This is a genomic window from Oscillospiraceae bacterium MB24-C1 (assembly GCA_030913685.1).
Classification (GTDB): domain Bacteria; phylum Bacillota; class Clostridia; order Oscillospirales; family Ruminococcaceae; genus Yanshouia.
In genome coordinates this window covers 1,094,775-1,121,033 of record CP133187.1, presented here as the reverse complement: position 1 = coordinate 1,121,033, position 26,259 = coordinate 1,094,775, and the positions used below count along the sequence as shown (strand labels likewise).

The window sequence follows — 26,259 nt, the reverse complement described above, 5'->3', positions numbered from 1 at the left end:
CATGAAAAGTGTATCGGTGAAGACCAGTCATCCCTATGAGGTTTTGGTGGGAAACGGGCTGTTGGCGCAGAGCGGTCAACTCATTGCTAAAAGGATAAAGCCCTGTATCGCCGCTGTTATTGCCGACGACACGGTTGACGTTTTGTTTGGTGACACCGTTGAAATGTCACTGAAAAAGGCCGGATTTCAGGTTTGTCGCATTGTTTTTTCACATGGAGAAACGTCAAAAAGTCTGTCGACGCTCTCCGCTGTGTTGGAACAATTGGCTGAAAACCAAATTACCCGAACCGACTTGATTGTAGCACTGGGCGGTGGTGTCACTGGCGATTTGGCAGGCTTTGCCGCGGCAGTGTATCTGAGGGGCGTTCGTTTTGTACAGATACCAACGACCTTTCTCGCCGCTATCGATTCCTCAGTCGGGGGCAAAACCGCTGTCGATCTCGCGGCGGGCAAGAATTTAGCGGGTGCATTCTGGCAGCCCGAACTGGTCATTTGCGATTGTGAATCGCTTAAAATGCTACCTCAGCAATATTTTCTCGACGGCATGGGCGAGGCGGTCAAATACGGTATGGCATTCGACAAGACATTGCTGCCGCTGTTGGGAGACGATGTTTCAATCCGACTGCCTGAGATTATCACTCGATGCGTTGCTATTAAAGCCGATGTTGTTGCGCAGGACGAACGAGATATCGGACAACGAAGAAAGCTCAATTTTGGTCATACCGTGGGGCATGCCATCGAGCGCTGTTCAAATTTTTCTATCACGCACGGCCAGGCGGTCGCCATCGGTATGGTTATTATCACGCGTGCCTGTGTCAAAAAGGGGATAACATCCCTCAAAACGCTGGAAACACTGCTCAACACCCTGACCGCCTGCGGGCTGCCGATGGTCTGCGAATATAACGTCGAAGCGCTGGCCGAGGCTGCACTGGGCGATAAAAAGCGCCACGGTGATCGGCTGGCACTCATTCTTCCCACAATGGTGGGAGATTGCACTGTGCAGGATATTGCGATAGACGCGCTGAGAGAGTGGATTAAACAGGGACTATAAAAACGGATGCGCTGACTTTGATAGCACAGCCAAAAGGAGTTCTTTTATGGATATTAGGATTACGCCCTCACCTCTGCGCGGCACATTGCGGGCTATTGCTTCAAAATCTGATGCGCACCGGTGCCTGATTTGTGCGGCGTTGTGCGATACCCCCACTGAGGTGGTTATCAGCGAGTTGAATCGCGATATAGAAGCGACCATGGGTTGTCTTTCTGCACTTGGTACTGGCTTTTCCCAGATTCAAGAGGGGGTGTGGCGGGTAATGCCCATCGCACAAAAGCCAAAGCAGGCGGTGTTGGATTGTTGTGAGAGCGGTTCGACCCTACGGTTTTTATTGCCGGTTGCGGCGGCACTGTGCCAAACCACACGGGTTGAAGGCGCGGGTAGGCTGCCGCAGCGTCCCCTCTCTCCGCTGCGCGAGGAAATGGAATTCCACGACTGCTCCTTTGATGCCGCACACCTTCCTTTTACCATGAAAGGTACTTTGACGGCGGGGGAATTTACCCTGCCAGGCAACATCAGCTCTCAGTATATTACAGGACTGCTGTTCGCGCTGCCGCTGCTGGCGGGCGACAGCAATATCCTTCTGACTACACCGCTGGAGTCAGCGGGTTACGTTTCAATGACGCTGCGTACACTCGCGCGTTTTAACATCGACATTACCCCGCTGCCAAATGGTGGCGGTTACCATATCAAGGGTGGGCAGCGTTATTGCTCACCGGGCCGAATCGCCGCAGAGGGCGACTGGTCCAACGCAGCGTTCTGGCTGGCGGCGGGGGCCATGTGTGCACCTATCACCGTGACAACGCTGGACGCCGATACCGTGCAGGGCGACAGCAAAATCGTACCACTGCTGCGGCGCTTTGGCGCTCAGGCTGAGACCGACGGAAGCCATGCCGTTGTCTCGCCACAAGCTTTAAGTGGTATCAACATCGACGCTACTGAAATACCCGATCTTGTGCCGATTTTGTCTGTGGTGGCCTGTGCGGCGGTCGGCACTACCAAAATCACCAACGCGGCACGGCTGAGAATCAAAGAAAGTGACCGGCTACAGACGATCGCCAAATCGCTCAATGCGCTTGGTGGCAAGGTGTTAGAGCTGCCGGACGGACTGATTATAAAGGGCACAGGTGGACTTCGGGGAGGCCTAGTCAACAGCTTTAACGATCACCGAATTGCGATGGCAATGAGCATCGCCTCCGCCATTTGCACCGGGGATGTTATCATCCAAGATGCTACCGCGGTGGAAAAATCATACCCGAGATTCTTTGAGGACTTTAAACGACTGGGAGGGAAAGTCGATGTCATCTAGTTTTGGAAAGCTCTTAAAGGTCACAATATTTGGCCAGTCGCACAGCGAGGTGATCGGTGTGGTGCTCGATGGTCTGCCCGCAGGAGTGCGGTTGGACATGGAGGCCGTCCATCGATTTATGGGGCGCCGGGCCCCCGGCGCGAATCGATTTTCTACTGCTCGTAGCGAGGCGGATATTCCCCAGATACTTTCTGGACTGGTTGACGGCGTCACCTGTGGCGCACCGCTATCTGCCATGATCCAAAACAGCGATGCAAGAAGCAAGGATTACGATAAGCTACGCGATCTGCCACGCCCGATGCATGCTGATTACCCCGCCGCTGTCAAATATAAAGGCGCAAACGACATCCGGGGTGGGGGGCAGTTTTCCGGCAGGCTCACAGCGCCGCTCTGTTTTGCGGGCGCGGTGGCAATACAGCTTTTGGCGCAAAAAGGCATCACAGTTGGTGCGCATATCGCTACCATCGCCGGTGAAGCTGATACCCCATTCGATCCGGTTACCGTTTCAACCTTGGAGCTTATGATGCTCTCGCAAAAGGCATTCCCTGTTATTTCAGATGAGGCGGGGTTGAGAATGCAGGCACAGATCGACGCGGCAAGAGCCGAGGGTGACTCAGTGGGCGGCATCATTGAGTGCGCCGTCGTTGGAATTCCGGCAGGGCTGGGCGAACCGCTGTACGAGGGCCTTGAAAACCGTCTGGCTGCCGCCATTTTCGGCATTCCCGCCGTCAAGGGCATTGACTTCGGCGCAGGCTTTGCCGCCGCAGCGATGCGGGGCAGTGAACACAACGACCCATTTGTCATGAAGGATGGTGGTGTTATGACTCAAACTAACAACCACGGTGGCATTTTGGGCGGCATATCAACCGGCATGCCAATTACATTACGAGCGGCATTTAAACCGACGCCGTCGATTGCAAAACTACAGAAAACAGTTAGCTTTTCGGCACAGGAAAATGCCCAGCTTGCCATCACGGGTAGGCATGACCCCTGTGTGGTGCTGCGTGCTGTTCCATGTGTAGAAGCGGCGGTGGCGCTGGTGTTACTAGACCTGCTGATTGAAGAGAAGGGAAGGAACCAATGGATATAAATACGCTGAGAATGAAGATCGATGACATTAACCACCAGATGGTCAAACTGTTTGTTGAGCGAATGGACGTTTCGATGGATATTGCCCGATATAAAGCCGAAAATGGTCTACCTGTGCTAGACAAAGAGCGTGAACGCACAATTTTAAATCGTATGGCGCTCGAAGCAGGCGAACCGTTTGAAGATTATACCCAAGTCCTGTTTCGCACACTGTTTGAGCTGAGCCGCTCTTACCAAAGCAGCCTGATGATAAACGAAAACAGTCTTGCTGGCCACATTAAAGATGCTATGAAAAACACGCCGCAGCTTTTCCCAAGGCGGGCGGTGGTAGCCTGTCAGGGCGTGGAGGGCGCCTATTCACAGCAAGCCTGTGACAAACTATTTCCCCACGCTGAAATTGTCTATGTTCAGAACTTTGATGGCGTATTTCAGGCGGTGGAGCAGGGGCTGTGCCGCTACGGTATTCTACCGATAGAGAACAGCTCATTCGGTTCGGTCGGTTCGGTTTATGATTTAATGAAAAAGCACCATTTCAGCATTGTCCGTGGGACCCGTCTGCGCATCGCGCACACGTTACTGGCCAGAAAGGGCGCGGCACTAAAAGATATTCGCGAGGTTTTTTCGCACGAACAGGCCATCGGTCAGTGCGGCGAGTTCTTAAAGGCGCATCCCGAGATCAAGGTTACGGTCTGCGCCAACACCGCGATGGCGGCCAAGATGGTGGCTGAATCGAATAGGGACGACGTTGCGGCTATTTCATCACGTCAGTGTGCCGAGCTTTACGGGCTTGGGGTCCTCTCTGAAAATATTCAGAACAGCGACAACAACTTCACCCGCTTTATCTGCATCTCGCGCGAACTGGAAATCTATCCGGGTGCATCTAAGATATCGCTGATGATGACGCTTCCGCATTGCGCGGGCTCTCTTTCTGGCATGCTGTCACGCTTTTCGATGATGGGCATCAACCTTACAAAGCTTGAAAGCCGCCCGATCCCGGGCAAGGACTTTGAGTTCATGTTTTATTTCGACCTTGAGGCTTCGGTCTGTTCCGAGGCGGTTTTAAAACTACTTTGTGAGCTGCAAAACAATCCGGGAACTTTTGTGTTTCTGGGCAACTATATTGACGCATAGGACAGGATGGCGATTTTGATGGCAAATACCGAACGCTATGGCCTCATAGGAGAAACGCTGGGGCACAGCTACTCAAAACATATACACCACGCGCTTTGCGGCTATGACTATGAGTTGATGAGCATACCACGCGACAAAATTGAAGCATTTTTGTCTGCGCGACAATTTGCCGGACTCAACGTGACTATTCCCTATAAAAGGACGGTCATTCCGCACTGCGACCTGCTCACCGACGCAGCCAGAGAGATAGGTAGCGTCAATACGCTGATGATGCAGTCCGATGGACGACTGCTGGGCGATAATACCGACTACGCGGGCTTTTTATATCTCGCTCGCAAAGTGGGGATTTCATTCAAGAACAAAAAGGTGCTTATACTCGGTAACGGCGGCACCAGCCTCACCGCGCGTACGGCCATCCGTCACGAGGGTGCGCGGGAGATCATTGTGGTATCAAGAAACGGTGCCGTCAATTATCAAAACGTCTATGGGCAAGCCGACGCAGAGATTATCGTGAACACCACGCCGGTGGGCATGTTTCCGAATAATGGTGTGAGGCTGATTGAATTGACGCGTTTTCCCAAGCTTGGTGGTGTACTGGATGTGATCTATAATCCGCTTTCAACGGCGCTGTTGCTTGAGGCTAAACGGTTGGGCATCCCTTGCGGGGGCGGGCTTTCAATGCTGGTAGCACAAGCCAAATACGCCGCCGAGCGCTTTGGCAGAATGCCAATCTCCGACAGGCAGATCGGTGTCATCGAGCAGAAGCTGCGCAAGGAACTGACTAATTTGGTGCTGGTGGGAATGCCCGGTTCGGGTAAGTCGACGCTGGCGGCTGCCTGTGCCGAGAGTATGGGGCGTGAGGTTGTTGAGATTGACGATATTATTGTGCAAAAGGCTGGTAGGAGTATCCCCGAGATTTTTGCAAAATACGGCGAAGCACGTTTTCGTGAGATAGAGTCTGAGACGGTTGCCGAGGTGGGAAGACGCACCGGGTTGGTTATTTCAACAGGGGGCGGCGCGATACTCAGGGAACAGAATGTCGCAGCCTTGCAGCAAAACGGCCTGATCGCATGCCTTGATCGCCCGCTGGAGCTGTTGCCCACCGACGGACGACCGCTCTCAAAGGGTATTGATGCTTTGCGTGCAATGAAAAAGCAACGCACGCCAATTTATAAAAAAAGTAGCGATTTTACAGTGGAAAACAAGCAAGGAATAGAACAGGCAAAAGAAAGAATTATGGAGGGATTTTATGAAGCTCTTAGTCATTAATGGACCCAATATCAACATGCTCGGCATTCGGGAAAAAGACATCTACGGTAGCACAAGCTATGAGAGCCTTCTAGAAATAATCCAGAATACCTGTGCGGAAAATGATATCGAGGCTGAATGTTTTCAGTCCAACCATGAAGGGGCAATCGTCGATAAAATTCAGGAAGCATATGGTGCAAAAGATGCCATCGTGATTAACCCCGCCGCTTATACTCACACGAGTGTGGCGATACTCGATGCGCTAAAAGCGGTCGGCATTCCTGCTGTCGAGGTACATATTTCAAATGTCTACGGACGTGAGGAATTCCGGCACCACTCCTATGCTAAAATGGCCTGCGTTAAATCTTTTGTCGGTTTGGGGCTTGACGGATACCGCCAAGCGATTCTATACTTAAAACAGCATATAGCATGACAGCCCACGCCAAATGCGTTTGCCCGATTAAAGGCAGACGCATTTTTGGCAGGTGTCGTCTAATGCCTGGTAGTGTGGGTCATCATACAGTAAAGGGAGGCAGAATTTTTATGGAACCATTTAGCGAAAAGATCAGCTCAGTGCATGGGATGGAAATATTAGATTCAAGAGGCAACCCAACGGTTAAGGTGCGGGTGACACTTGAAGGTGACATGTCGGGAGAGGCCAGTGTACCGTCCGGCGCTTCGACCGGCAGCTTTGAAGCACACGAGTTGCGTGACGGTGGCGCGCGCTATGGCGGGAAGGGCGTGCTCAAGGCAGTAGCTTTGGTTGAACAAGAGATTGCCCCCGCCATCTGCGGCCTCAGCGCCGGTAATGTTTCCGAAATTGACGGCGTTATGATGCGTCTGGACAAGACCGAGAACAAGTCCCATCTGGGGGCAAACGCCATGCTGGGTGTTTCGCTGGCCTGTGCCCGAGCAGCGGCTGCACAGCACCGCATAGAACTATTTGAATTCTTGGGCGGTAAGTTTGCACGCATTTTGCCGGTGCCAATGATGAATATTTTAAATGGCGGCCGCCACGCGGACAACAACATGGCCATTCAGGAGTTTATGATTATGCCGGTTGGCGCGTCTAGCTTTTCTGAGGCATTGCAGTGGGGGAGCGAAATTCATCACGCGCTGGGCTCGCTGCTCAAGAGCAAGGGCTTAGGCTCAGGCGTTGGTGACGAGGGCGGATTTGCGCCGAACCTTTCGGGCGACGAGCAGGCGTTGGAGTTCATTATGGCTGCGATTGAGAAGACGGGACTCAATACCGATCAGGTCAAGCTGGCGATTGACGCCGCAGCTAGCGAATGGGTATCCCCCGAGGGCGGCTATGTTGCACTCAAGCGCGGTACCCCCTATACGACCGAGGCACTGTGTGACTATTGGGAGAAGCTTTGCAACAGCTACCCTATCCTATCACTTGAGGATTGTCTTGGCGAAGACGACTGGGAGGGTTGGCAACAGATTACGAAGCGGATAGGCGACAGGGTTCAGCTGGTTGGCGACGATCTTTTTGTCACGAACCCCATGCGGTTGGAGAAGGGCATCCAGACTGGTACAGCTAATGCCATCCTCATAAAACCCAACCAAATCGGCACCTTATCCGAGACGCTGCACACCATTTCGCTGGCGCAGTCTTGTGGCTATGCCACTGTGATTTCGCACCGCTCCGGCGAGACTGAGGATGCGTTTATCGCCGATCTGGCGGTGGCGGTGAACGCTGGTCAGATCAAAACCGGCGCACCCTGCCGCAGCGAGCGGGTGGCAAAATATAACCGCCTGCTGGAAATTGAACGTTTGCTTGGCACAAACGCCGTTTATGGCAGCCAGCTTTAAAAAAATGAAGTTAAGGCCACGCTTTTTAAGCGTGGCCTTGCTTTTCATTCCTTCGGTTTTGCACTGCCAACAATATTGCGTTTGCAAGCGCTCACGGGGTACCAGCTACAAGTAGCGCAAATATCGTCCATTATGGCTTCGGTCATTTTCGCGTCAATTTCCCTAACAATCTCTTGATAGATATAGCTTTTTTCCTCAAGACCAAAGTAGTCGATCATTTTTCTATCAAAGCGCTTTACCTTGTATTGATCCTTGCATAAATCGGTACTTATCATGTTTGGGCACTTTTCGCAGATATCATCTGTGGAGAAAACAATGTCAACCATGGCATTCGCTTCTTTACGCAAATGGTTGGTAATGACAGTCATATTTAAGACAAAATCGCTGCTGTAACCTTTACCGCTATAGCCTTGTGTACACAGTAAATGATGTGGGCGCAGTCTCATGCCGGCATCATCTCTTTTTCTAAAACATGCTTAACTTTTACGCCTAAAATCGCAGCCAGTACCATTTTAATAATGGAGGTGGGGATAAAAGGCAGAACGCAAGCGACGAAAGCAGTGGTTAAGCTACGAGAGGTGACCAAGCTGAACATCAACATGCCACAAATGTAGTTAATGACCGCACCCGCAATAAGCCCGCAAACCAACCCGGTGTTATTATTGCATTCCGACCCAATTCCTGCGGCCAGTGCCATGAGGGGGAACGAGAGAATAAAACCACCTGTGGGGCCGAAAACGATGCCAAGGCCACCCGTAAATCCTGCAAATACAGGTACGCCGAATGCACCGAGCAGTATGTAGGTTAAGGTAGACAACGCCCCTTTTCTAGCACCAAGAACAATTCCGGCGAGCGGTATTGCAAATGTTTGCAGCGTCATGGGCACACCGTATGGCATTGGAATGCTAATTTGCGCCAAGACAACAATAACGGCGGTAAAAATACCGATGAAACACAGGTCGCGAACCGACAGCTTTTTTGTACTCATTTTCACATCTCCTATTATAAGTGCTAGATGTCCAAAAGTGTGCCACTTAATGGGGGCTGTCTTTATTGGACAATTATGCCACGGCATAGTATGCGCTTGTGGAATAATATAGGCTTAGTATATACAGGAAAAGTTAAATTGTCAACCTATTAAAAAATAAAGTTTACAATAAATCTGTAACTAATTTATATCCAAATACGATTAAGCGCAAAAGTTCACGGGGCGCAAAGGTACGCCCCGTGACAGGATGATGGGTGACGTTCGTTCTAGGTTTTTGTAACAGTGGTCTATTATTCCGAAAGCATTCGCTCAGGAAGCGGAACAGGATTAACGGTAGATTCTGTCCGCGCCGATGCGGCGGTTTTGGCAGCAGGCCGCCTTTGCATCTCGGTCATGTGCTTCCAGTATCGCTTAGGCATATGGGTCATTTGGCAGCGGGGATTGATGCGTTCGCGGATGGCGATGGCGTCAAAATAAGTGCCCCACAGCTCGCGGTAAAACTGCTCAGTCTCATCCGCCTGTGGCTCGATGAAATCCTCAAGATCCACAATAGCCCACTTTGGCGGCTTGTGAATCAGTACGCTGCGGTGGGTTTTGTCATAGATGATAAATAGCTCATTGTGTAAGCGATCGCAAAAGTGTGGCGCAATGGTGGGCAACACCCTATTTTTGGGTTCAATCACCGAAACAAGACCCTTGTCATACTCCGAAAATCGAACAAACTCCAGATAGAGGTGACTTTCGCGCTTTAAAAACAGCACGGCCTTTTGCAGCGCATGCACAGTGGGATCGGTGATCAACTCACAAACCTTTTTCCCGCGCTCAAAGCCAAGGTGAATAAAATCCAATAGCAGCAGTTCTCGCTGCGGGTGGCAGGTGCAAAACCCATTTGTTACAAGGTAGAGCGCCTCTTCGGAGATTTTTTTGCCGATACCGTTTCTGACCCGCTGGGCACGCTGCATATCGGTTTCAATCCATTGCTGTGCCATCAAAGAAGGCTCACTGGAATCTTCTGACACAATATCATACGGACGCTGTTTACACAAAAAGCTTTCAAACACACAGCTTAAAAAGCCCTCAAAACTGCCGTCATAAAGATAGATTATATCTGACCGCTGATACACTTCACGACATCCTCTCTGGTGATCTGGTCGGAAAAAAGGCTGAGCTGCTCATAATTCTGGGAAGGCAACCGTTGCTTTTGGCTGTCAGAAATCAAGGCGTTGAGGGCATTATCTGGCGTAATGCGTACCCCCTGAGCAGTTTTGCCCTGACAGGTGATGAAATATTGCGCGCGCTTTAACACTACGCCGATGCGGCGCAGTCCGGAAAAATCCAATTTTGTTTCGCGCCTGGCACGCAAAATACGCATCGTGCTGTTGACGCCGATACCTGGTACCCTGAGCAATAACTCGCGCGGGGCGGTGTTGACCTCAACCGGAAACAGCGCCATATTGTTAATCGCCCAGTTGCATTTGGGGTCGATGAGTGGATTGAGAATGGGATGCTTTTCATCCAGAATCTCGTTAGCCGAAAAACCGTAAAACCGCAGAAGCCAGTCGGCCTGATAGAGTCGATGCTCGCGCAGCAACGGCGGGCTGATAGTGCGCGCCGGCAGCAGTGGATTATCGGAGACAGGGATATAGGCCGAAAAGAATACCCGCTTGAGGCTAAATTTTTGGTAGAGTGCAGCGGTGAGCTGCAAAATCTGATAATCGCTTTCGGGTGTGGCGCCGACAATCATTTGGGTGCTTTGTCCAGCGGGGGCAAACGGCTCGGCGTGGCGGTAGCGTATAAGATCGGTGCAGTTTTCTTTAATGCCATCACGTAACAGCCCCATTGGGCGCAAAATGGCGGACTTGCTTTTATCGGGTGCGAGCTTGTCCAGGCTCTGCTGTGAGGGCAGCTCGATGTTAACGCTCATTCTGTCGGACAGCCTGCCAAGCCGATTTAGCAATAGGTCGTCAGCACCCGGTATGGCCTTAGCGTGAATATAGCCTCGAAAACCATATTCCTCACGCAAAATGCGTAACGTTTCAATCATTTTTTCACAGGTGTAGTCGGGGCTTTTGACAACGCCCGAGCTTAGAAACAGCCCCTCAATATAATTACGACGATAAAAATGGATAGTTAAATCAGCAAGCTCACGTGGAGCAAAAGTGGCGCGTGGTACGTCGTTTGAAACGCGGTTAAGGCAGTAGGCACAATTATAGATGCAAGCGTTGCTCATGAGCACCTTTAAAAGCGAAACGCAACGACCATCGGCTGAAAAGCTGTGGCAGATGCCACAGGCTGCGGCGTTGCCAAGCTGTCCGCCTTTACCGTCACGGTCTACGCCGCTACTGGTGCAAGCGGCATCATATTTTGCCGCGTCCGAAAGAATGCGCAGCTTATCAAAAAGATCCAAAATAGACACGCTCCATAAAGAACAAATGTTCTAAGTGATGATTTTATTTTACCAGCTCGGATTATCAAAGTCAAGCGGCGCGGAAATTATTCCTTCAGAGAAATTTGAGGTGGCTTTAACTAAAGGCAAAAAATGCGATTTTTGATTCAGGACGATTTTAATAAAAACATAGAAAAAATCCGGTGCGCGGTCGAGAGGGCATTGAGTAATATTTTCTGAAACTAAAAACATATCAGGAAGATTATGCTCCCTTTGCGGCGATTTATTGCAACAAATTATTTATGGTGCTGCTCAGACTAAACTTGACTGATATTTACTTTTATCGAAACTCAAGGTGAACAAAAGCGGCCCCCACCGGTAATGGTGGAAGCCGCTCTGAATAGTTTTTTATTTAAAAGAAAGACCCTGCATTTCGAGAAATTCATCGTAGGTGCACATGCGGTCGATGCAGCCCTCTTCGGTAATCTGGATAATGCGATTAGCCACAGTCTGAATAAACTGATGGTCGTGAGACGAAAACAGAATGACGCCTTTAAAGTCAATCAGACCGTTATTCACAGCGGTGATAGATTCCAGGTCAAGGTGGTTGGTGGGCTGGTCGAGCATCAGGATATTAGAGCCGGAGAGCATCATGCGCGAGAGCATGCAGCGGACCTTTTCGCCGCCTGAAAGCACCTTAACTGGCTTGGTCACCTCGTCGCCTGAAAAGAGCATCCGGCCTAAAAAACCACGCAGATAGCTCTCGGAATCGTCGTTGGAATACTGACGCAGCCACTCAATAAGGTTTAGATCGCAATCATTAAAGAAAGTGGAATTGTCTTTGGGGAAGTAGGATTGTGAGGTTGAAAGCCCCCACTTAAAGCTACCCTCATCGGGTTCGGCTTCTTCAAACAGAATCTGGAATAGCGCAGTTGCAGCCTGTTCATTCTCACAAAGAATCGCAACTTTATCCTCGCGGTTGAGTCTGAACGAGACGTTGTTAAGCACCTTGACCCCGTCCACTGTTTTTGAGAGATTTTCGACCTGTAACGTCTCTTTGCCAATTTCGCGGTCCGGTTTAAATGATACCCACGGGTAGCGTCGAGAGGAAGCGGGCAGATCTTCAACGGTGAGCTTTTCGATGAGTTTTTTGCGCGAGGTAGCCTGCTTTGACTTCGATTTGTTGGCCGAGAAACGCTCAATAAACTTTTGCAGCTCTTTAATTTTATCCTCGTTCTTGCGGTTCTGATCTTTTAACATCTGCTGGACCAGACGACTGGACTCATACCAGAAATCGTAGTTGCCAACATACATTTTAATCTTGCCGTAATCTATGTCTACAATATGGGTGCAGACGGTGTTTAAAAAATGGCGGTCATGCGAAACAACGATGACGGTACCAAAAAAGTCGAATAGAAAGTTTTCTAGCCAGTTAATCGAGGCAACATCCAAATGGTTGGTAGGCTCGTCAAGCAGAACAATTTCCGGCCGGCCAAAAAGCGCCTGTGCCAGCAATACCTTAACCTTTTCGCCGCCCTGCAACGTGCGCATTTCGGCATAGTGCAGCTCGCTGCCCAGGCCTAAACCCTGCAAAAGCTGCGCAGCTTCGGTTTCGGCCTCCCAGCCATTTAGCTCGGCAAACTCACCCTCCAGCTCGGAAGCCTTTTCGCCGTCTGCGTCGGTGAAATCCTCCTTAGCGTAGAGTACTTCCTTTTCCTTCATGATCTCGTAAAGGCGTGGATTACCCATAAAAACGGTGTCCATCACCGTGTATTGGTCATATTGAAAGTGGTCCTGCTTTAGAACCGACATTCGAGTTCCCTCACCGATGCTCACCTCGCCGGAGCTGCTTTCCAGCTCACCCGAGAGGATGCGCAGAAAGGTGGATTTTCCGGCTCCGTTTGCTCCGATGACGCCGTAGCAGTTGCCCGGCGTAAATTTCAGGTTTACATTATCAAAAAGTTTTGTGCCGCCGAACTGCAGGCCGAGATCTGTCACCGTTATCACTATTTAACCGCCTTTTCTCATAAATTGCTTTAGATGGGACTGTTTTTGGTTGATTTGACGACAAAAATAGTCTATTTTCTGTCGTACACCAAGTTGCCATCCGAGTTAGAGCGCTCTGCTCTAATTTTGTTGTATTCATTGAGTTCACGTATAAATACTCACCGTAACAGCATAGCAAACCTCAGCGCACATGTCAAATATGAAGTAAGATATTGTAGCACATTTGCTAAAAACTACAACACAAAATAAAAGCACAGCGCCTTGCCGTGGCAAAGCACCGTGCTGTAGAGTCTTATATGGTATAAGTTAAACCTGGAGAGCCTCAAGCTCGTTGCTATCGAGCAGACGCTGAGCGTCAATGAGAAGCGCAACCTTCTTTTCAAGCTTTGCAATACCAGTGACATAGCTGTTCTTTGAGGAAGCCATCTTGGGCGGCGGGGCGATGAGGTCGTCTTCAATACCGGTGACCTCGTCCACCTCGTCGACGATGAAACCGACGGCCGAGTCGTGGATGCTGGTGACGATAATGCAGGTGCGCTCACTGTATTGGGCCTCGGGCTGGTTCAGGCGCAGGCGGATATCAATGACCGGAATGATCTGTCCGCGCAGATTGATGACACCCTTGGCGTATGCCGGAAATTCCGGCATGGGGGTAATTTCCTGCATGCCGACAATCTGTACTACCAGAGAGATCGGAATACCCAAAAGTTGACCAAAGGTCCAAAAGGTCAAATATTTGCCTTTCATTTCATCAGCCGACGCGCTGAGAGCAGAAATAAAATTCTCGTGGTTCAAAAGAAGTCCTCCTCTCAAATATGAGCACCTTAATGCCAAACAAAGCCCCGAGAAGGCTTGTGGTAAGTCACTTTATGTCATAATAGCACAAATATTGAGGGAACGCAATATAAAGTGTGACAAAAAAGGCAATAAAAGGTTTGTTTTAGAGGGAATATTACCTTTTAAAGGTATGAGACTAACTCTTCAACGGCTTTACGACGTGGGGCAACGGCAGGGCTCTTTGGGTAGCCAAGCGCGATGATGGCAGCCAGCTGTTGCCCTTCCGGCAAGTCGAACAGCTCTTCGACTTTCTGCTCGTCAAAAATACCTAAAATCACGGTGCCCAGCCCTTTGGCGTGCGCTGCAAGGCAGAAAGTCTGGGTGGCGATACCGGCATCGAACATCTCCCAACGGTCACCTTTAGAGGTGGAAAAAGAGCCGTCACGCTCAAAGCCCGAACGCCCAGTGACCATGGTGACCAGCACCAGCGCGGCTGCACGCTTCATAGTGGTGGCGTTTGGTGCAAAGCCCATGACGCACTGCTCGGCAAGCAAGTCTATTTTGTCCCGGCTTTCAACCACGATATAACGGGCAATCTGGGTGTTCTTCCAGGAGGGAGCAAAAGCGGCCGCGCCGACAATCTCCTCGATTAGCGCGTGTGGTACAGCAGTCTCCTCAAAATCGCGTATGCTGCGTCGTTCCTTAATGCACTCAAACACATCCATAAAACTACTATCCTCCGTTGTTATAAATTTCTTATATACTTATCAAAATCCTATCACAAACACGCATCCTCCGCAAGCACCGCGGGTTACAACCTCTTAAATACTTAATTTTTTAAATATCTACCGATAATCTCGGTAGAAGGTCATTACACCAACAAAACAGAAAGGAAGAATTCGCAATGATGATCAGTCAAGTTCAAGTCGGCAGCCATCACATTAAAGGCACTGCCGATTCGGGCACGGAAAAGAATGCAACCCGCAGCGTGGCTGGGCCAAAAGAGACCGAAGCCGGGCGGAGCCGAGAAGATGTTTTTATCAGAGCCGAGACAAACAAAAAGACGGCGATAGCCGACTATCGTTCAATGAAGAGGCTCAGCGGCAACCAGATTAAATCGTTGAAAAATCAGTGTGTTGAGAGCATGAAACAACTGGTTACCGAGATGCTGGGGAAGCAGAAGGCAAAGGCCAAAATGGCGATAAGCTTAGATTTTGAAGAGTTTTCCAGTGCGGCCGACAATGCTCAAAACGACTGGATGTCGCAGTTCTTAAACCCACAGGATACGCCGGAAACAGCGGCACAGGCCATTTCTAAGGATGGTGCATGGGGCGTCAACGCTGTGGCGACCCGCCTGTTGGACATGGCGGTCTCGCTTTCGGGCGGGGATGTTTCTAAAATTGATGAGCTTCGTAGCGCGGTGGAGGCGGGATTCAAGGCTGCTGGCGACATACTTGGCAGTGAGTTGCCGGGCGTTTGTCAGGATACCTATACCGAGACGATGAACCGCTTTGACTATTGGACCCAGCATGGTAGCATGGACGGGTACGTCATGCAGGATTGACTCATATGTACGTCTTTAAACAACACATTTGGTGTCGTATGTGATTGCGCTGCCACGGGGGCTTAACGCCTTGTGGCGGCGTGATTTGCAGCAGCGAAGAAAACTTTATTTACCGTAAGAATTGACAATTAGTCTTATTTGCAATAAAATAAGAATATCGAAAGTAATGGAGGTGACAATGAATGGACACAACAGGTGATCATAGTAGTCAGACTGGAAAGCCACCTTCACGATGGCACATTCATTGTCCTGTCATTGCAGATTAAGGATTAAATGTGCGTTATTCTGGTTCCCTTTCCAATTTGATATACATTGACGCCGATGACCGCAAAAATTTTTGAGGTCATTTTTTTGCTGCCCAAATAGGGAAAGCTTTATCTTGTAACCGGGCAGCAGAACGGAAAATGATTTGACTAATCGTGCGCCGCCGCGGCAAAACGATATTTTTGTGTTGCCGTGACGCAAAGAAGGGGAGGGAAGACCATTGGAAAGTTGCAGACCCTTTTAGGGCTAATTGATGAGAAAAAATTTCTTCAGGTTCGCCGCATTATTCAGGAAATGAACGTGGTGGACTTTGCCGAGGCTATCGGAGAATATCCAGAGGATTCGCGCGTACTGCTGTTGTTTCGGTTGCTGCCAAAGGAAATGGCGGCCGAAGTGTTTTCCTATTTGGAGCGCGATTTGCAGCAGCGCATTGTGGAGGGTATCACCGATAAAGAGCTTTCGAGCATTCTTGACGAGTTGTTCATGGACGATACGGTCGATTTTCTTGACGAAATGCCGGCGTCGATTGTCAAGCGCGTCATTAAAATATCCGACCCGGATACCCGCAGACAGATCAATCTGATGCTCATGTATCCCGAGGCTTCGGCGGGCAGCCTGATGACCATCGAGTTCATGGAGGTTGACCGAAATTGGGACGTCAAGCGCGCTATTTCGGAAGTTCGCCGTCAGAGCGAGGACAAAGAGTCGATCTCGCTGTTGTTCGTCACCAATGCAAGGCGAAAGCTTGAGGGTGCTGTCCGGCTGCGCGACGTGCTAGCCGCGCGCGACAATGAGATGATCGGTGACATCATGGAAAAAGACGTCATGTCGGTTAAAACTCATGATGATCAGGCTGATGTCGCCGAAATATTCAAAAAGTACGACATGTTTACCCTGCCGGTTGTAGATAATGAAAACCGCCTTGTCGGCATTATTACCATCGATGACGTCGTGGATGTTATGGAAGAAGAGACCACTGAGGACATCTATAAGATGGCCGCTATGGAGCCCATTGAAGAAGGTTACATGCAAACCGGGCCGTTTACACTGGCGCGCAAGCGGGTAGTCTGGCTGATGGTGCTGATGGTTTCGGCAACCGTCACCGGTCTTATCATCCAAAATTACAGCGACGCGCTGGCCGCAAATATTTTGTTGTCCTCCGCGATTCCTATGTTGATGGACACCAGCGGCAATGCAGGCAGCCAAGCTTCTGTTTCAGTCATTCGCAGTCTGGTGCTTGGTGAGATAAAGGCCTCAGATATTTTGGCGGTTATCTGGAAGGAGTTCCGAGTCGGACTTATAGCAGGCGTCTGCGTGGCGGTTCTCAATTATGTAAGAATCATCTTGATGTTCCATGACGCGGCCATTGCGGCAATTGTTTCGATCACTATCTTCTGCGCCGTGGTAGCGGCAAAGATTGTTGGCTGCACATTGCCCATTATCGCGACCAAGATGAAGCTGGACCCCGCCTTGATGGCAAGTCCTATGATAACGACTATTGTGGATGCTCTTTCTTTGCTTGTTTATTTCAATGTGGCAATTCGGTTATTGCCTGGCGTAGCGTGACAGATTAATCTTTAACCCAACAAAAAACCCGCTGTGGCAATGAAGTCACGGCGGGCTTTTTTCATATATCGTTGTTTGTACCGGTGCAATGTACATACCGGGGCTTAACAGAGTTTATCCTTTTCTTCCAGCTCGTCCAGGCGCTTGTTACGGAAATATAGTACTATATCGGTCGATACCATCACCAAATTGAGCAGATAAAGGTACATCACATAATCAGGCGCGTTAATTAGCTTGTTGATGATACCGCTGACATAACCCGTAGCAATAACGCCTAAAAACAGGACGCTTTTACCTTTTGCGCTTCTGGCAGTATAAGATTTGTAGATGGAAGCCGGCCATGCTGCGCCAAAGCAGAGTAGCATACCAATTTCAAATATTTTTGTGTGCAAAAAAAGTCGCCCCTCTCAATCGATGCGAATATGGTTAACCGATGGAATTCGGCCCTATGCTATATGAACTTGTTAAGGCCGATTACAGGGTCAGCAGCATTTGTTATGTCCTTCACGCGAAGAGGATTTTTATTGACAGCCTACTAAAATCCATTGTATCAAAAGGATTACTTTTGTAAAGCCAAAATTTTAGAAACCATTGCTTTCGCAGCAAAAAGCTTGCCCTTAAAATGGGGCGGGTAACGTAAAGGTAACTCTAGATGGGCAGGCTTTATCAGCACCGAACGTGGATTTGAAAAAGCGTCGAATGAGGCCTTGCCATGATAGCGCCCCATACCACTCATGCCGACACCGCCAAACGGCAGTCTGGGCGAAGAAACATGCATCACGACGTCATTGACACAGCCGCCGCCCGCCGAGGTCTGGGACAACACCCGTGCAATCGCCTTTTTATCAGTGGAAAAGTGGTAGAGTGCTAGTGGCTTTTCACCTTTTCTGATCAGAGCGATGGCCTCGTCGAGTGAATCATAAACCACGATCGGCAAAACAGGGCCGAATAGTTCCTGCTGCATACAGGGCGCTTTCGGCGAGACGGGGAAAAGTAATGTAGGTTCAAACAGGCGTTTCTTTATATCGAAGCCGCCGCCAAAAGCGATACGCTCACCCTTTAGAAGTTTGGCCAGCCGTTGGGTGTGCTGCGGCGTAATGATCTCAGGCCAGTCTGTGGTGAGGCTACCACCGGGATAATAAAGCCGCTTAATGCTACGCTTTAGCTCCACCACCAAATGTGCGGCGATGCTTTTTTGTACCAGTAGATAGTCCGGCGCCACGCAGGTTTGTCCCGCATTTAAGAACTTGCCCCACACAATACGCTTTGCCGCTTGATTCAAGGCGGCGGTTTCGTCGACGATGCAGGGCGATTTACCACCCAACTCAAGGATTACTGGGGTCAGATGCGCAGCTGCTTTTTGCATTACATGCCGCCCGACAGCGGGGCTTCCAGTAAAAAAGATCAAATCAAAGCGCTCGTTTAACAACGCGTCTGAAACCTCATGATCGCCGGTCAGCACCGTGACATGGCGTGGATCAAAGGCCGCCTTGACAATACGTCCAAGCAGCGCTGAGGTGTGTGGCGTATTTGATGAGGGCTTCAGCGCCACACAGTTGCCCGCGCCCACCGCGCCAATCAGCGGTGCAAGCGCCAACAGGGCGGGGTAGTTCCAAGGGGACAATATCAGCACCTTGCCCAGCGGTTCGGGGCGAATCATCGCCTGTGCGGGGGCATTTAACACGCCGGCGTTAACTGGGCGCACAGCGGCCCAGTGCGACAGCGAGCGAATGGCAAGAGCCAGCTCTTCTTGAATCATGAGGAACTCACAGCTCCAACTGTCAAAGGCGCAGCGGCCAAAATCTTTTTTTATGGCGTTATAGAGAGCCTGCTCGTTATTTTGCAGCGCACTTTTTAAACGCAGCAAAGCCGCTTTTCGTGTACCAACCGGCAGCGTAAGGCCCCGGCTAAAATAGTTTTGCATCTCAGTGAGCAGCTCAAAATAATTGCTTTGTGCCATAAAACCGCCATCCTTATCATTATTGTTTTAGGTCGGGAACACTGCAGTGTAATTTATCATAACATGAAAAAGGAATAAAAGCTTGTAGAAAGGAGCAAGACCATGCCACTTGTGAATATTAACTATGATCGGCGCGCGGCCGTGGCCTATGCCAACCGTTGGGCCTATTTTCGCAACCCTAATTTTCTGGATTTCTCCAAACTGGGCGGCGATTGCACCAACTATGCATCACAATGTCTGTTGGCTGGCGGCGCTGTGATGAATTACACCCCGACGTTCGGCTGGTATTACATAGATTCAAACAATCGCGCCCCCGCGTGGACGGGTGTGGAGTATCTGTATAATTTCCTAACAAAAAATAAAGACGTGGGCCCTTATGCCACCGATGCCGATATTTCGACCATGCGACCGGGCGACCTAGTGCAGCTCATGATTGACCAAGATCGTTTTCATCACACGCCGGTAATCACCGAGATCAGAGGACTTTTTCCGACGATGAATACCATCTATGTGGCAGCACATTCGCAGGATGCCAACTGCCGTCCACTTTCAAGCTATGATATCAAGCGTGTTCGCTTCTTACATATCGAGGGCATACGCTATATGTACGAACCAAGCACCCCGCAGAGAACCCAAAACATCACGCAGGCTGCACAAAGCGCCGCGCAAAATGCCGAGTAAATAACCTAATATAGGCGTTTTGTCAGCTTTATTATATAACGCCGCAGAAGGGACTGCAATTATTCAAAGTCCTTTCTGTGGCGTTTTGTTGACTTTAGGGCATTCTCTTTTCTATAATAGGCCCAGAGGGTGAGAAATTTGAGACATATTTTTATCTTGAACCCAAAAGCGGGCAAAGCCGACAGCACGCCGGCGCTCAAGGCGGAAATACAAACGCTCTTTTCAGGGCGAAGCGAGGATTATGAGATCGTTGTTACGCAATCCCCTGGTCACGCGGAGCAGGTTGCGCGACGATTCGCTGCAGATGGCATTGAAACCACACTGTATGCTTGTGGTGGAGATGGGACGATCGGTGAGGTAGCACAAGCACTGCCGGGCAATCCCCAGTTGATATTAGCCCCTGTTCCGGCAGGCACCGGCAATGATTTTGTTCGCGGCCTAGAAGGCTTACCGGATGTAAAAACGCGAGTGTCGCTATCATCGCTGATGGACGGACAAGTTGTACCGCTTGATTTATTAATGGCGGGGGATCGGGTATCGATAAACATCGCCTCAGTGGGGCTGGACGCCACCATCGCGCAAAACATGGCACGGTTTAAGCACCTGCCGCTGATTAAAGGGCAGTCGGCCTATATATTGTCACTTATATACTGTTTTTTTACATCGGTGCGATACCGCTATCGATTTGAAATCGACGGTGTCCCACAGCCCGAGGGGGACTGCATTTTTGCCATTGCAGCCAACGGACGGTATTACGGTGGTGGCTTTATGGCGGCACCGTTGGCCGACTGGCAGGACGGGCTGATCGACTTCATCATCATACCGGCTATGCCTCGATTGCGCCTGCTACCGATGATCACCACTTATAAGCGCGGAGAGCATCTGCAAAAATACGATTTTATTCGATTTGTCCGCTGCAAGCAGGTACGAATCCTTTCGGACAAGCCGGTGGCTTTAAACTGTGACGGCGAAATAGCCTCGGCGCAAAATTTCGACATTAAGATACTGCCAGGCGCAGCAAGGCTGCTGGTTCCGCGGGCCGCGGTGGTACAACCGTTTCCAAAAGAACCCGATAAAATGGTCAGCTGCATGACGGTCCCCGATTAATATGTTTGAGTCCATGAAAGCAACGCTTTCATGGACTTTTTAATATTTGAAACATATAAGTTCCTACCATGACGCCTATTGCGTCGTGACGTGGAAAGCATGTCGCTAAAATTAAAAAAGTTAAAAATTACAAAAAAAGGCACATTTGTCCCATGGCTCTTTGGTGAAATCTTTTATAAAATATAGTTAGATAAAGGAAAAATTCAATTAATTTAGGACCCGACATCAAATTTATTGTATGTAATCCTGTATCTTTCGGATTGCGTTTACGCTTCGAGATGCAGTTACATAAAAAATTTAGAGGAGGACTAAAATGAAACGTCTAATGTCTTTTGTTCTGGCATTTGCTATGGTAACGGTTGTGTTTGTGGGTTGCGGTAGCCAACCGGCCCCATCCGTGGCGGCGCCCGCACCCGGCGAGACATCTTCAAATGCGGCAGCACCCAGTGAGTCCGCGCCCGCAGCAGAAATGAGCGAAATCGAAAAGATTATCGCAGAGGCCGAGACCCTTCCCATTGAGGAGCTTTATAAGAAAGCCATCGCCGAGTCCAACGGCAAAGTGCTTTACGGAATTGGAAATTCCAGCCGCGGTGCGACCGCCGGCACCAGCTTTGTTGAAGAACTTAAAAAAATAGACCCTTCCTACTCGGGCACCATCGAATGGTCGCAGCCTAAAAACAACTCGATCTTCACGTTGCTTAACGCTGACATCAACAGTGCCACCCACACCTATTCCATGACCCTAATTCAGGATGGCAACCAGATTCAGAGCAAGATGCTGGCAACCGGCAATCTTCTCAACTACATCCCCAAGGAGTGGAAAGAGAGCAGCGGTACCAACGAAGAGCTCAACGGTCACCCACTAGCGCTTCAAACGCTTAACAAGGTTTTTATGTTTAACAACCTTGGCGATGCCACCTTCATGAACTGCTGGGATTTTGTCGCTGAAGGCGTCGCGCCCCTGTTCATGGGGGTCGATTCTGAGCCGATCGGCAAGAACTTCCTTTACATGCTGACCAACGATAAGTATTCCACCTATCTCAAGGACGCTTATGAAGCACTTGACAGCGATAAGCAGGCTTACTTTAAGTCCGTCATCGACGAGGTTGCGGGTGATGTGGCTGCACTTGGCCTCACCGCACCCAATGCCAAATATGCACTGGCTTGGATCAAGCTCTGGTGCCAGCAATACAATGAGCAGACCGACGACGGTCCCATCTGCAATGAGCTTGTCACCACCTCGGCGGTGGACGAAAGCGGCCTTCTGGTCTATTCCAAGCTGCGTTCTGTTGAGGAATCGGCTTCAGCATCGGTCAACAATATTACCATAGCGGCCTATCAGGATGGGTATAAGGGCATTGGCGGCTATGCTTACAAGCATTACCTGCAGGTTGTTAAAACCTCACCGCTGCCATGGACTGCTTGCGCGTTTATCGCCCACATGACCACCACCAAGGAAGGTTTCCATGCGTGGGGTAAGGATATGGGTGGCTACTCTTCCAATCCGGCCATCAACCAGGACCATACCAAGGACGGTTTCGTCGATGGTAAGGATACCTTCCCCGCCAAGAATGACCGCGGCTATGACTGGTGGACCGGCGCAGACGGTGGCCAACTTGTCGTTGAAGACCCCAAGTATTGTTCTGAGGTCGCCTTCAATATGAGCGACTGGATTGACGTTGTCGCGTTCGAGGGCAAACAGTAAAGTAAGACCATATTTGTATACGTATAATGAAACAGTAGATTGTCATAAAAGGGGTGTTTAGGACACCCCTTTTATGACAAAGGAGAACATATGGAACGTGCTGCGATAAAAAGGCCATCAAAGCTTAATATTACTTTTACCAAAGCGCTCACCTATTTTTCGAAGCCACAAAACCTTGTGTTGCTACTGCTTGGCATCACACTTTCGGTGACGACTATCGCACCCATTATCTCCATATTGGTGGATACGATCAAGGTGCATCCGGGTTCGGTCGATTCAGTCGCCACGGGGTTGACAAGCGGTTATACCCTTTTTAACTGGAAGGATCTTTTTACCGGTGCTTTGAGAAAAGCAAACTTCTGGAATCCGCTTAAAAACACCCTATTACTTTCGGTCTTCTCTTGTCTGGGTGCTATTCTTTACGGCGGTGTTTTTGCTTATCTCGTGACCAGAACCAACCTCAAGTTTAAAAAATACTTAAGCTCAATTTTTATTTTCCCATATATTATGCCGCAGTGGACACTGGCCGTCGTGTGGCAGAATGTTTTTAACAGCAATGAAATAACGGGCGCGTCAAATGGCTTGCTTGTCACCTTGCTGAATATCAAAATGCCTCTTTGGTGGTGCAAGGGACTTTTCCCCTGCGTTGTGGTGCTTTCAATGCACTATGCCGCCTTTGCATATATCCTCATTGGCGGCATATTCCGCAATATGGACGCCAATCTTGAGGAAGCGGCAACAATCTTAAATACCCCCAAACTCAAGACATTCTTTCGCATCACGCTCCCGATGGTGACCCCGGCCATTATGTCCACCATTCTGCTGGTGTTTGGTAGCGCAATGGGTAGCTACCCCGTGCCGCATTACTTGGGACTGACGACGCTTTCGACTAAATATGTGGGCATGAATGTAAACCGTATCGGGCAAGCGAGCATACTCGCCGTCATCATGATGTTGTTCGGCGTAGCAATTCTTCTGGTGAACCAGATGAGCACCAGTGGTCGTAAGAACTACACCACCGTCACTGGTAAGTCGGGGCAGAGCAGCGAAATAGACCTTGGTCGAATCGGTAAATATGCGATTGCAATTCTCTTCGTTTTTCTAACCATCATGACCAGCATCTTCCCAATTGTTTCGTTTGCGACAGAAACATTTTTGCCCAACCCAGGCGATTACAGCTTTTTGACAACTGGGGATTTAAGCAACCTAACCACCAAGTGGTGGCTTACCTCTGAGAATGTCACTGAGAACGGCATGTATGGTCAGTATGGCATTCTCTATAACGCCACTATTAAAAACGCCTTTAAGGGGACACTGGTCGTAGCGGCTTGCTGTGCGTTGATAGCGGGCACCATTGGTATGCTGGTGGGCTACAGCGTCAGCAAAAATCGCCGAAGCAAATGGGCTGGCTATGTCAATAGCGTCGCATTTCTGCCGTATCTGCTGCCGTCGCTGGCGGTGGGTGTCTCCTTCTTTATTTTCGGTTCCAGCCTTGGCATTTACAACACCTATCTGCTGCTGATTTTAGCGGGCGTTGTAAAGTACATCCCGTTTGCAAGCCGAAGCTCGCTAAACTCTATGCTGCAGCTCAGTGGAGAAATTGAGGAAGCGGCTATCATACAGAATATTCCGTGGCATAAGCGTATGACCAAAATCATCATTCCCATTCAGAAGGCATCGATTATTAGTGGATATATGCTGCCGTTTATGACCTCGCTGCGTGAGTTGACACTGTTTATGCTGCTGTGTTCACAGAATAAAATTTTGACTACGCTGCTCGATTATTTTGACGAAATGGGGCTTTACGCCTTTTCAAGCGGTATTAACCTGATTTTGATCGTCGTCATTATCGTCTGCACGCTTGTTGTCAACAAGCTCACCGGCGCCAGCCTGGATAAGGGAATTGGAGGAAACTGATATGCCTGAAATCGTGCTGAGTAACATTACAAAAAGATGGGATAAGTTTTATGCCGTCGACAACCTCAATCTTGTCATCAAGGATAATGCTTTTGTTACGTTGCTGGGGCCCTCGGGCTGCGGCAAGACCACCACGCTGCGCATGATCGCAGGCCTTGAGACCCCCACGAGCGGGAAAATTACCATCGGCGGCGTCACGGTATTTGACAGCGAGTTGGGAATCAACGTTCCTCCAAACAAAAGACGCGTAGGTTTTCTGTTCCAGAACTATGCGTTGTGGCCAAATATGACGGTCTATCAAAATATCTCATTCGGCCTAAGTAATATCAAGGAAGAGATGTCGAAGATTGATTTTGAATCCCGCAAGGCGGATACGCTCATCAAGATTCTCAAAAAATCTGCCGATGTCGTCAGGACCATTGATGAATGTAAGGATAAAAAGGGCAAAATTGACCTAGCCCGTGCGCTCGTCAAGGTGATTGACAGCTATGAAATTTCGGTCTACACGGCTAAAACGCTGTTGGGCTATAAGCTCAACGAAGCGCTAAATGCTGATGTGGTGGCTAAAGCGCACATCGTCGAGTTAGAAGCCCAAATCGAAAACACTAAGAAAAAATATAGTGCGGAAAGCATTGAGCTCAATGAAAAATTTGAGCTGACAAAGAACGGTCAGGTGCTCAAGCAGAATAGAAAGCTCACTGATGAAGAAATTGATTTGATTGTGCGCCGTGTTTCGCGAATCGTAAAAATCGGCATGTTTATGGACCGATACCCCAGCGAGCTTTCGGGCGGACAGCAGCAGCGCGTCGCCATCGCCCGTACACTGGCACCCGAGCCGACCGTTCTTTTCATGGATGAGCCGCTCTCGAACCTAGACGCCAAACTACGCCTTGAAATGCGCTCTGAGCTACAAAGACTACATATTGACACCGGAAGCACCTTTATTTACGTCACACACGATCAGATGGAAGCAATGACCCTTGCAACCAGTATCTGTTTGATCGACAACGGCGTTTTACAGCAATATGATGCGCCACTCGACGTGTATAACAAGCCCAACAACCTATTTGTCGCCGATTTTGTCGGTAACCCCGCTATCAATTTTATTGAAGCAAAGGGCAGCCAGCAGAATGATGGTTCAATCTCAATGACCATTTTTGAAAGCGCCTCAGCGTCCTTTATACCAGAGCGAAAACTAAGCCTTGAGGCATGGTACCAAAACGCTGACCAATTGGACAGTGAGCGGCTCGAGGCGGAGCGAAAAAGACAGGGAGATAAAAAGAACGTCGAAAAAGGGAACAAGGATACCGCTTTTAGGTACCATATCGCAAGGGTGAACGCGACTGAGTTGCTGGAGGATGAATATGCTGCCTCTAACGACGATTTTGTGATCGGCGTCAGGCCGGAATTTATTCACCTGAGCGATAATGGCGCTCTTGAAGGGGAAATATACAGTGCGATGCCTACCGGTATGGAAACCACCGTTAAAATTAAAGTGGGGGATTTTCTGCTGACGGGCGTGGTATTTGGTGGTGTCCTCTACCAGATTGGACAAAAGGTAAGGCTGGATTTTGGCGGCGATGCCATTGTTCTTTTTAGTCGCAAAAACGGTAAAATGATTACTTCAGGTACTCTTAAAATGAAATAACCAATAGATAGGACTGCCACGGGTTAACTGAGACAGTCCT

The 26,259-nt window shown here is 49.6% G+C and carries 23 protein-coding genes; 14 read left to right on the top strand and 9 right to left on the bottom strand.

The genetic code is table 11. From position 1 onward, the window contains the following. The first annotated feature begins 1 nt into the window (after position 1). The 7 genes from aroB to eno all read left to right on the top strand — a co-directional run bounded on the left by aroB (position 2) and on the right by eno (position 7,649). Positions 2 to 1,051: a 3-dehydroquinate synthase gene (gene aroB, locus RBH76_05395; protein WMJ84855.1), complete on the top strand. Its 1,050-nt coding sequence runs from the start codon at positions 2 to 4 to the stop codon at positions 1,049 to 1,051. Positions 1,052 to 1,097: 46 nt separating this feature from the next. Continuing rightward, positions 1,098 to 2,363: a 3-phosphoshikimate 1-carboxyvinyltransferase gene (aroA, locus tag RBH76_05390; protein WMJ84854.1), complete on the top strand. Its 1,266-nt coding sequence runs from the start codon at positions 1,098 to 1,100 to the stop codon at positions 2,361 to 2,363. Beyond that, complete coding sequence (aroC, locus tag RBH76_05385) at positions 2,353 to 3,453, top strand: chorismate synthase (GenBank protein WMJ84853.1); 1,101 nt, start codon at positions 2,353 to 2,355, stop codon at positions 3,451 to 3,453. Before aroA ends, aroC begins: the two co-directional genes overlap by 11 nt. Further along, complete coding sequence (locus RBH76_05380) at positions 3,444 to 4,583, top strand: prephenate dehydratase domain-containing protein (GenBank protein WMJ84852.1); 1,140 nt, start codon at positions 3,444 to 3,446, stop codon at positions 4,581 to 4,583. The genes aroC and RBH76_05380 overlap by 10 nt, the downstream gene beginning before the upstream one ends. An 18-nt stretch (positions 4,584 to 4,601) precedes the next feature. Beyond that, positions 4,602 to 5,852, top strand: coding sequence for a shikimate kinase (locus RBH76_05375; protein ID WMJ84851.1), 1,251 nt, complete (start codon positions 4,602 to 4,604; stop codon positions 5,850 to 5,852). Next, on the top strand, positions 5,833 to 6,264 hold the full coding sequence (aroQ, locus tag RBH76_05370) for a type II 3-dehydroquinate dehydratase (GenBank protein WMJ84850.1): 432 nt from the start codon (positions 5,833 to 5,835) through the stop codon (positions 6,262 to 6,264). The genes RBH76_05375 and aroQ overlap by 20 nt, the downstream gene beginning before the upstream one ends. Positions 6,265 to 6,374: 110 nt before the next feature. Continuing rightward, positions 6,375 to 7,649, top strand: a complete 1,275-nt coding sequence (gene eno / locus RBH76_05365) for a phosphopyruvate hydratase (GenBank protein WMJ84849.1) — start codon at positions 6,375 to 6,377, stop codon at positions 7,647 to 7,649. A gap of 44 nt (positions 7,650 to 7,693) precedes the next feature. Here the strand turns inward: eno and RBH76_05360 are convergent, their stop codons facing one another. The 7 genes from RBH76_05360 to RBH76_05330 form a co-directional block, all read right to left on the bottom strand. Beyond that, complete coding sequence (locus RBH76_05360) at positions 7,694 to 8,095, bottom strand: DUF1284 domain-containing protein (GenBank protein WMJ84848.1); 402 nt, start codon at positions 8,093 to 8,095, stop codon at positions 7,694 to 7,696. Beyond that, positions 8,092 to 8,637, bottom strand: a complete 546-nt coding sequence (locus tag RBH76_05355; protein ID WMJ84847.1) for a biotin transporter BioY — start codon at positions 8,635 to 8,637, stop codon at positions 8,092 to 8,094. Before RBH76_05355 ends, RBH76_05360 begins: the two co-directional genes overlap by 4 nt. Before the next feature lie 290 nt (positions 8,638 to 8,927). Beyond that, the gene (locus RBH76_05350; GenBank protein ID WMJ84846.1) at positions 8,928 to 9,761 is read right to left on the bottom strand and encodes a TIGR03915 family putative DNA repair protein; all 834 of its coding nucleotides are present in this window, start codon (positions 9,759 to 9,761) and stop codon (positions 8,928 to 8,930) included. Further along, complete coding sequence (locus RBH76_05345) at positions 9,740 to 11,044, bottom strand: putative DNA modification/repair radical SAM protein (protein WMJ84845.1); 1,305 nt, start codon at positions 11,042 to 11,044, stop codon at positions 9,740 to 9,742. The genes RBH76_05350 and RBH76_05345 overlap by 22 nt, the downstream gene beginning before the upstream one ends. Before the next feature lie 387 nt (positions 11,045 to 11,431). Next, positions 11,432 to 13,030, bottom strand: a complete 1,599-nt coding sequence (locus RBH76_05340; GenBank protein ID WMJ84844.1) for an ATP-binding cassette domain-containing protein — start codon at positions 13,028 to 13,030, stop codon at positions 11,432 to 11,434. A 306-nt stretch (positions 13,031 to 13,336) separates the two neighbouring features. After that, complete coding sequence (locus RBH76_05335; protein WMJ84843.1) at positions 13,337 to 13,825, bottom strand: chemotaxis protein CheW; 489 nt, start codon at positions 13,823 to 13,825, stop codon at positions 13,337 to 13,339. A gap of 164 nt (positions 13,826 to 13,989) precedes the next feature. Beyond that, the gene (locus RBH76_05330; GenBank protein ID WMJ84842.1) at positions 13,990 to 14,532 is read right to left on the bottom strand and encodes a nitroreductase family protein; all 543 of its coding nucleotides are present in this window, start codon (positions 14,530 to 14,532) and stop codon (positions 13,990 to 13,992) included. Positions 14,533 to 14,711: 179 nt separating this feature from the next. Here RBH76_05330 and RBH76_05325 point away from each other — a divergent pair, with 179 nt between their 5' ends. Further along, on the top strand, positions 14,712 to 15,371 hold the full coding sequence (locus tag RBH76_05325; protein ID WMJ84841.1) for a hypothetical protein: 660 nt from the start codon (positions 14,712 to 14,714) through the stop codon (positions 15,369 to 15,371). Between the two features lie 492 nt (positions 15,372 to 15,863). Next, a complete protein-coding gene (mgtE, locus tag RBH76_05320; protein ID WMJ84840.1) occupies positions 15,864 to 17,201 on the top strand; it encodes a magnesium transporter in 1,338 nt (445 codons plus the stop codon). Between the two features lie 104 nt (positions 17,202 to 17,305). On the opposite strand, the gene RBH76_05315 is transcribed toward mgtE, so the two are convergent. After that, positions 17,306 to 17,566 carry a hypothetical protein gene (locus RBH76_05315; protein WMJ85205.1) on the bottom strand — a complete coding sequence of 87 codons (261 nt, stop codon included), beginning with the start codon at positions 17,564 to 17,566 and terminating at the stop codon, positions 17,306 to 17,308. Between the two features lie 194 nt (positions 17,567 to 17,760). Next, on the bottom strand, positions 17,761 to 19,161 hold the full coding sequence (locus RBH76_05310) for an aldehyde dehydrogenase family protein (GenBank protein WMJ84839.1): 1,401 nt from the start codon (positions 19,159 to 19,161) through the stop codon (positions 17,761 to 17,763). 102 nt (positions 19,162 to 19,263) lie between these two features. On the opposite strand from RBH76_05310, the gene RBH76_05305 reads away from it, so the two are divergent. The 5 genes from RBH76_05305 (at position 19,264) to RBH76_05285 (ending at position 26,219) form a co-directional block, all read left to right on the top strand. Continuing rightward, positions 19,264 to 19,842, top strand: a complete 579-nt coding sequence (locus RBH76_05305) for an amidase domain-containing protein (protein ID WMJ84838.1) — start codon at positions 19,264 to 19,266, stop codon at positions 19,840 to 19,842. A 138-nt stretch (positions 19,843 to 19,980) separates the two neighbouring features. Then, on the top strand, positions 19,981 to 20,949 hold the full coding sequence (locus RBH76_05300) for a diacylglycerol kinase family lipid kinase (GenBank protein WMJ84837.1): 969 nt from the start codon (positions 19,981 to 19,983) through the stop codon (positions 20,947 to 20,949). Positions 20,950 to 21,262: 313 nt separating this feature from the next. Then, complete coding sequence (locus RBH76_05295) at positions 21,263 to 22,654, top strand: hypothetical protein (protein ID WMJ84836.1); 1,392 nt, start codon at positions 21,263 to 21,265, stop codon at positions 22,652 to 22,654. A 90-nt stretch (positions 22,655 to 22,744) separates the two neighbouring features. Then, positions 22,745 to 24,571 carry an iron ABC transporter permease gene (locus tag RBH76_05290; protein ID WMJ84835.1) on the top strand — a complete coding sequence of 609 codons (1,827 nt, stop codon included), beginning with the start codon at positions 22,745 to 22,747 and terminating at the stop codon, positions 24,569 to 24,571. Between the two features lies 1 nt (position 24,572). Next, positions 24,573 to 26,219 carry an ATP-binding cassette domain-containing protein gene (locus RBH76_05285; GenBank protein WMJ84834.1) on the top strand — a complete coding sequence of 549 codons (1,647 nt, stop codon included), beginning with the start codon at positions 24,573 to 24,575 and terminating at the stop codon, positions 26,217 to 26,219. The last annotated feature ends 40 nt before the right edge of the window (positions 26,220 to 26,259 follow it).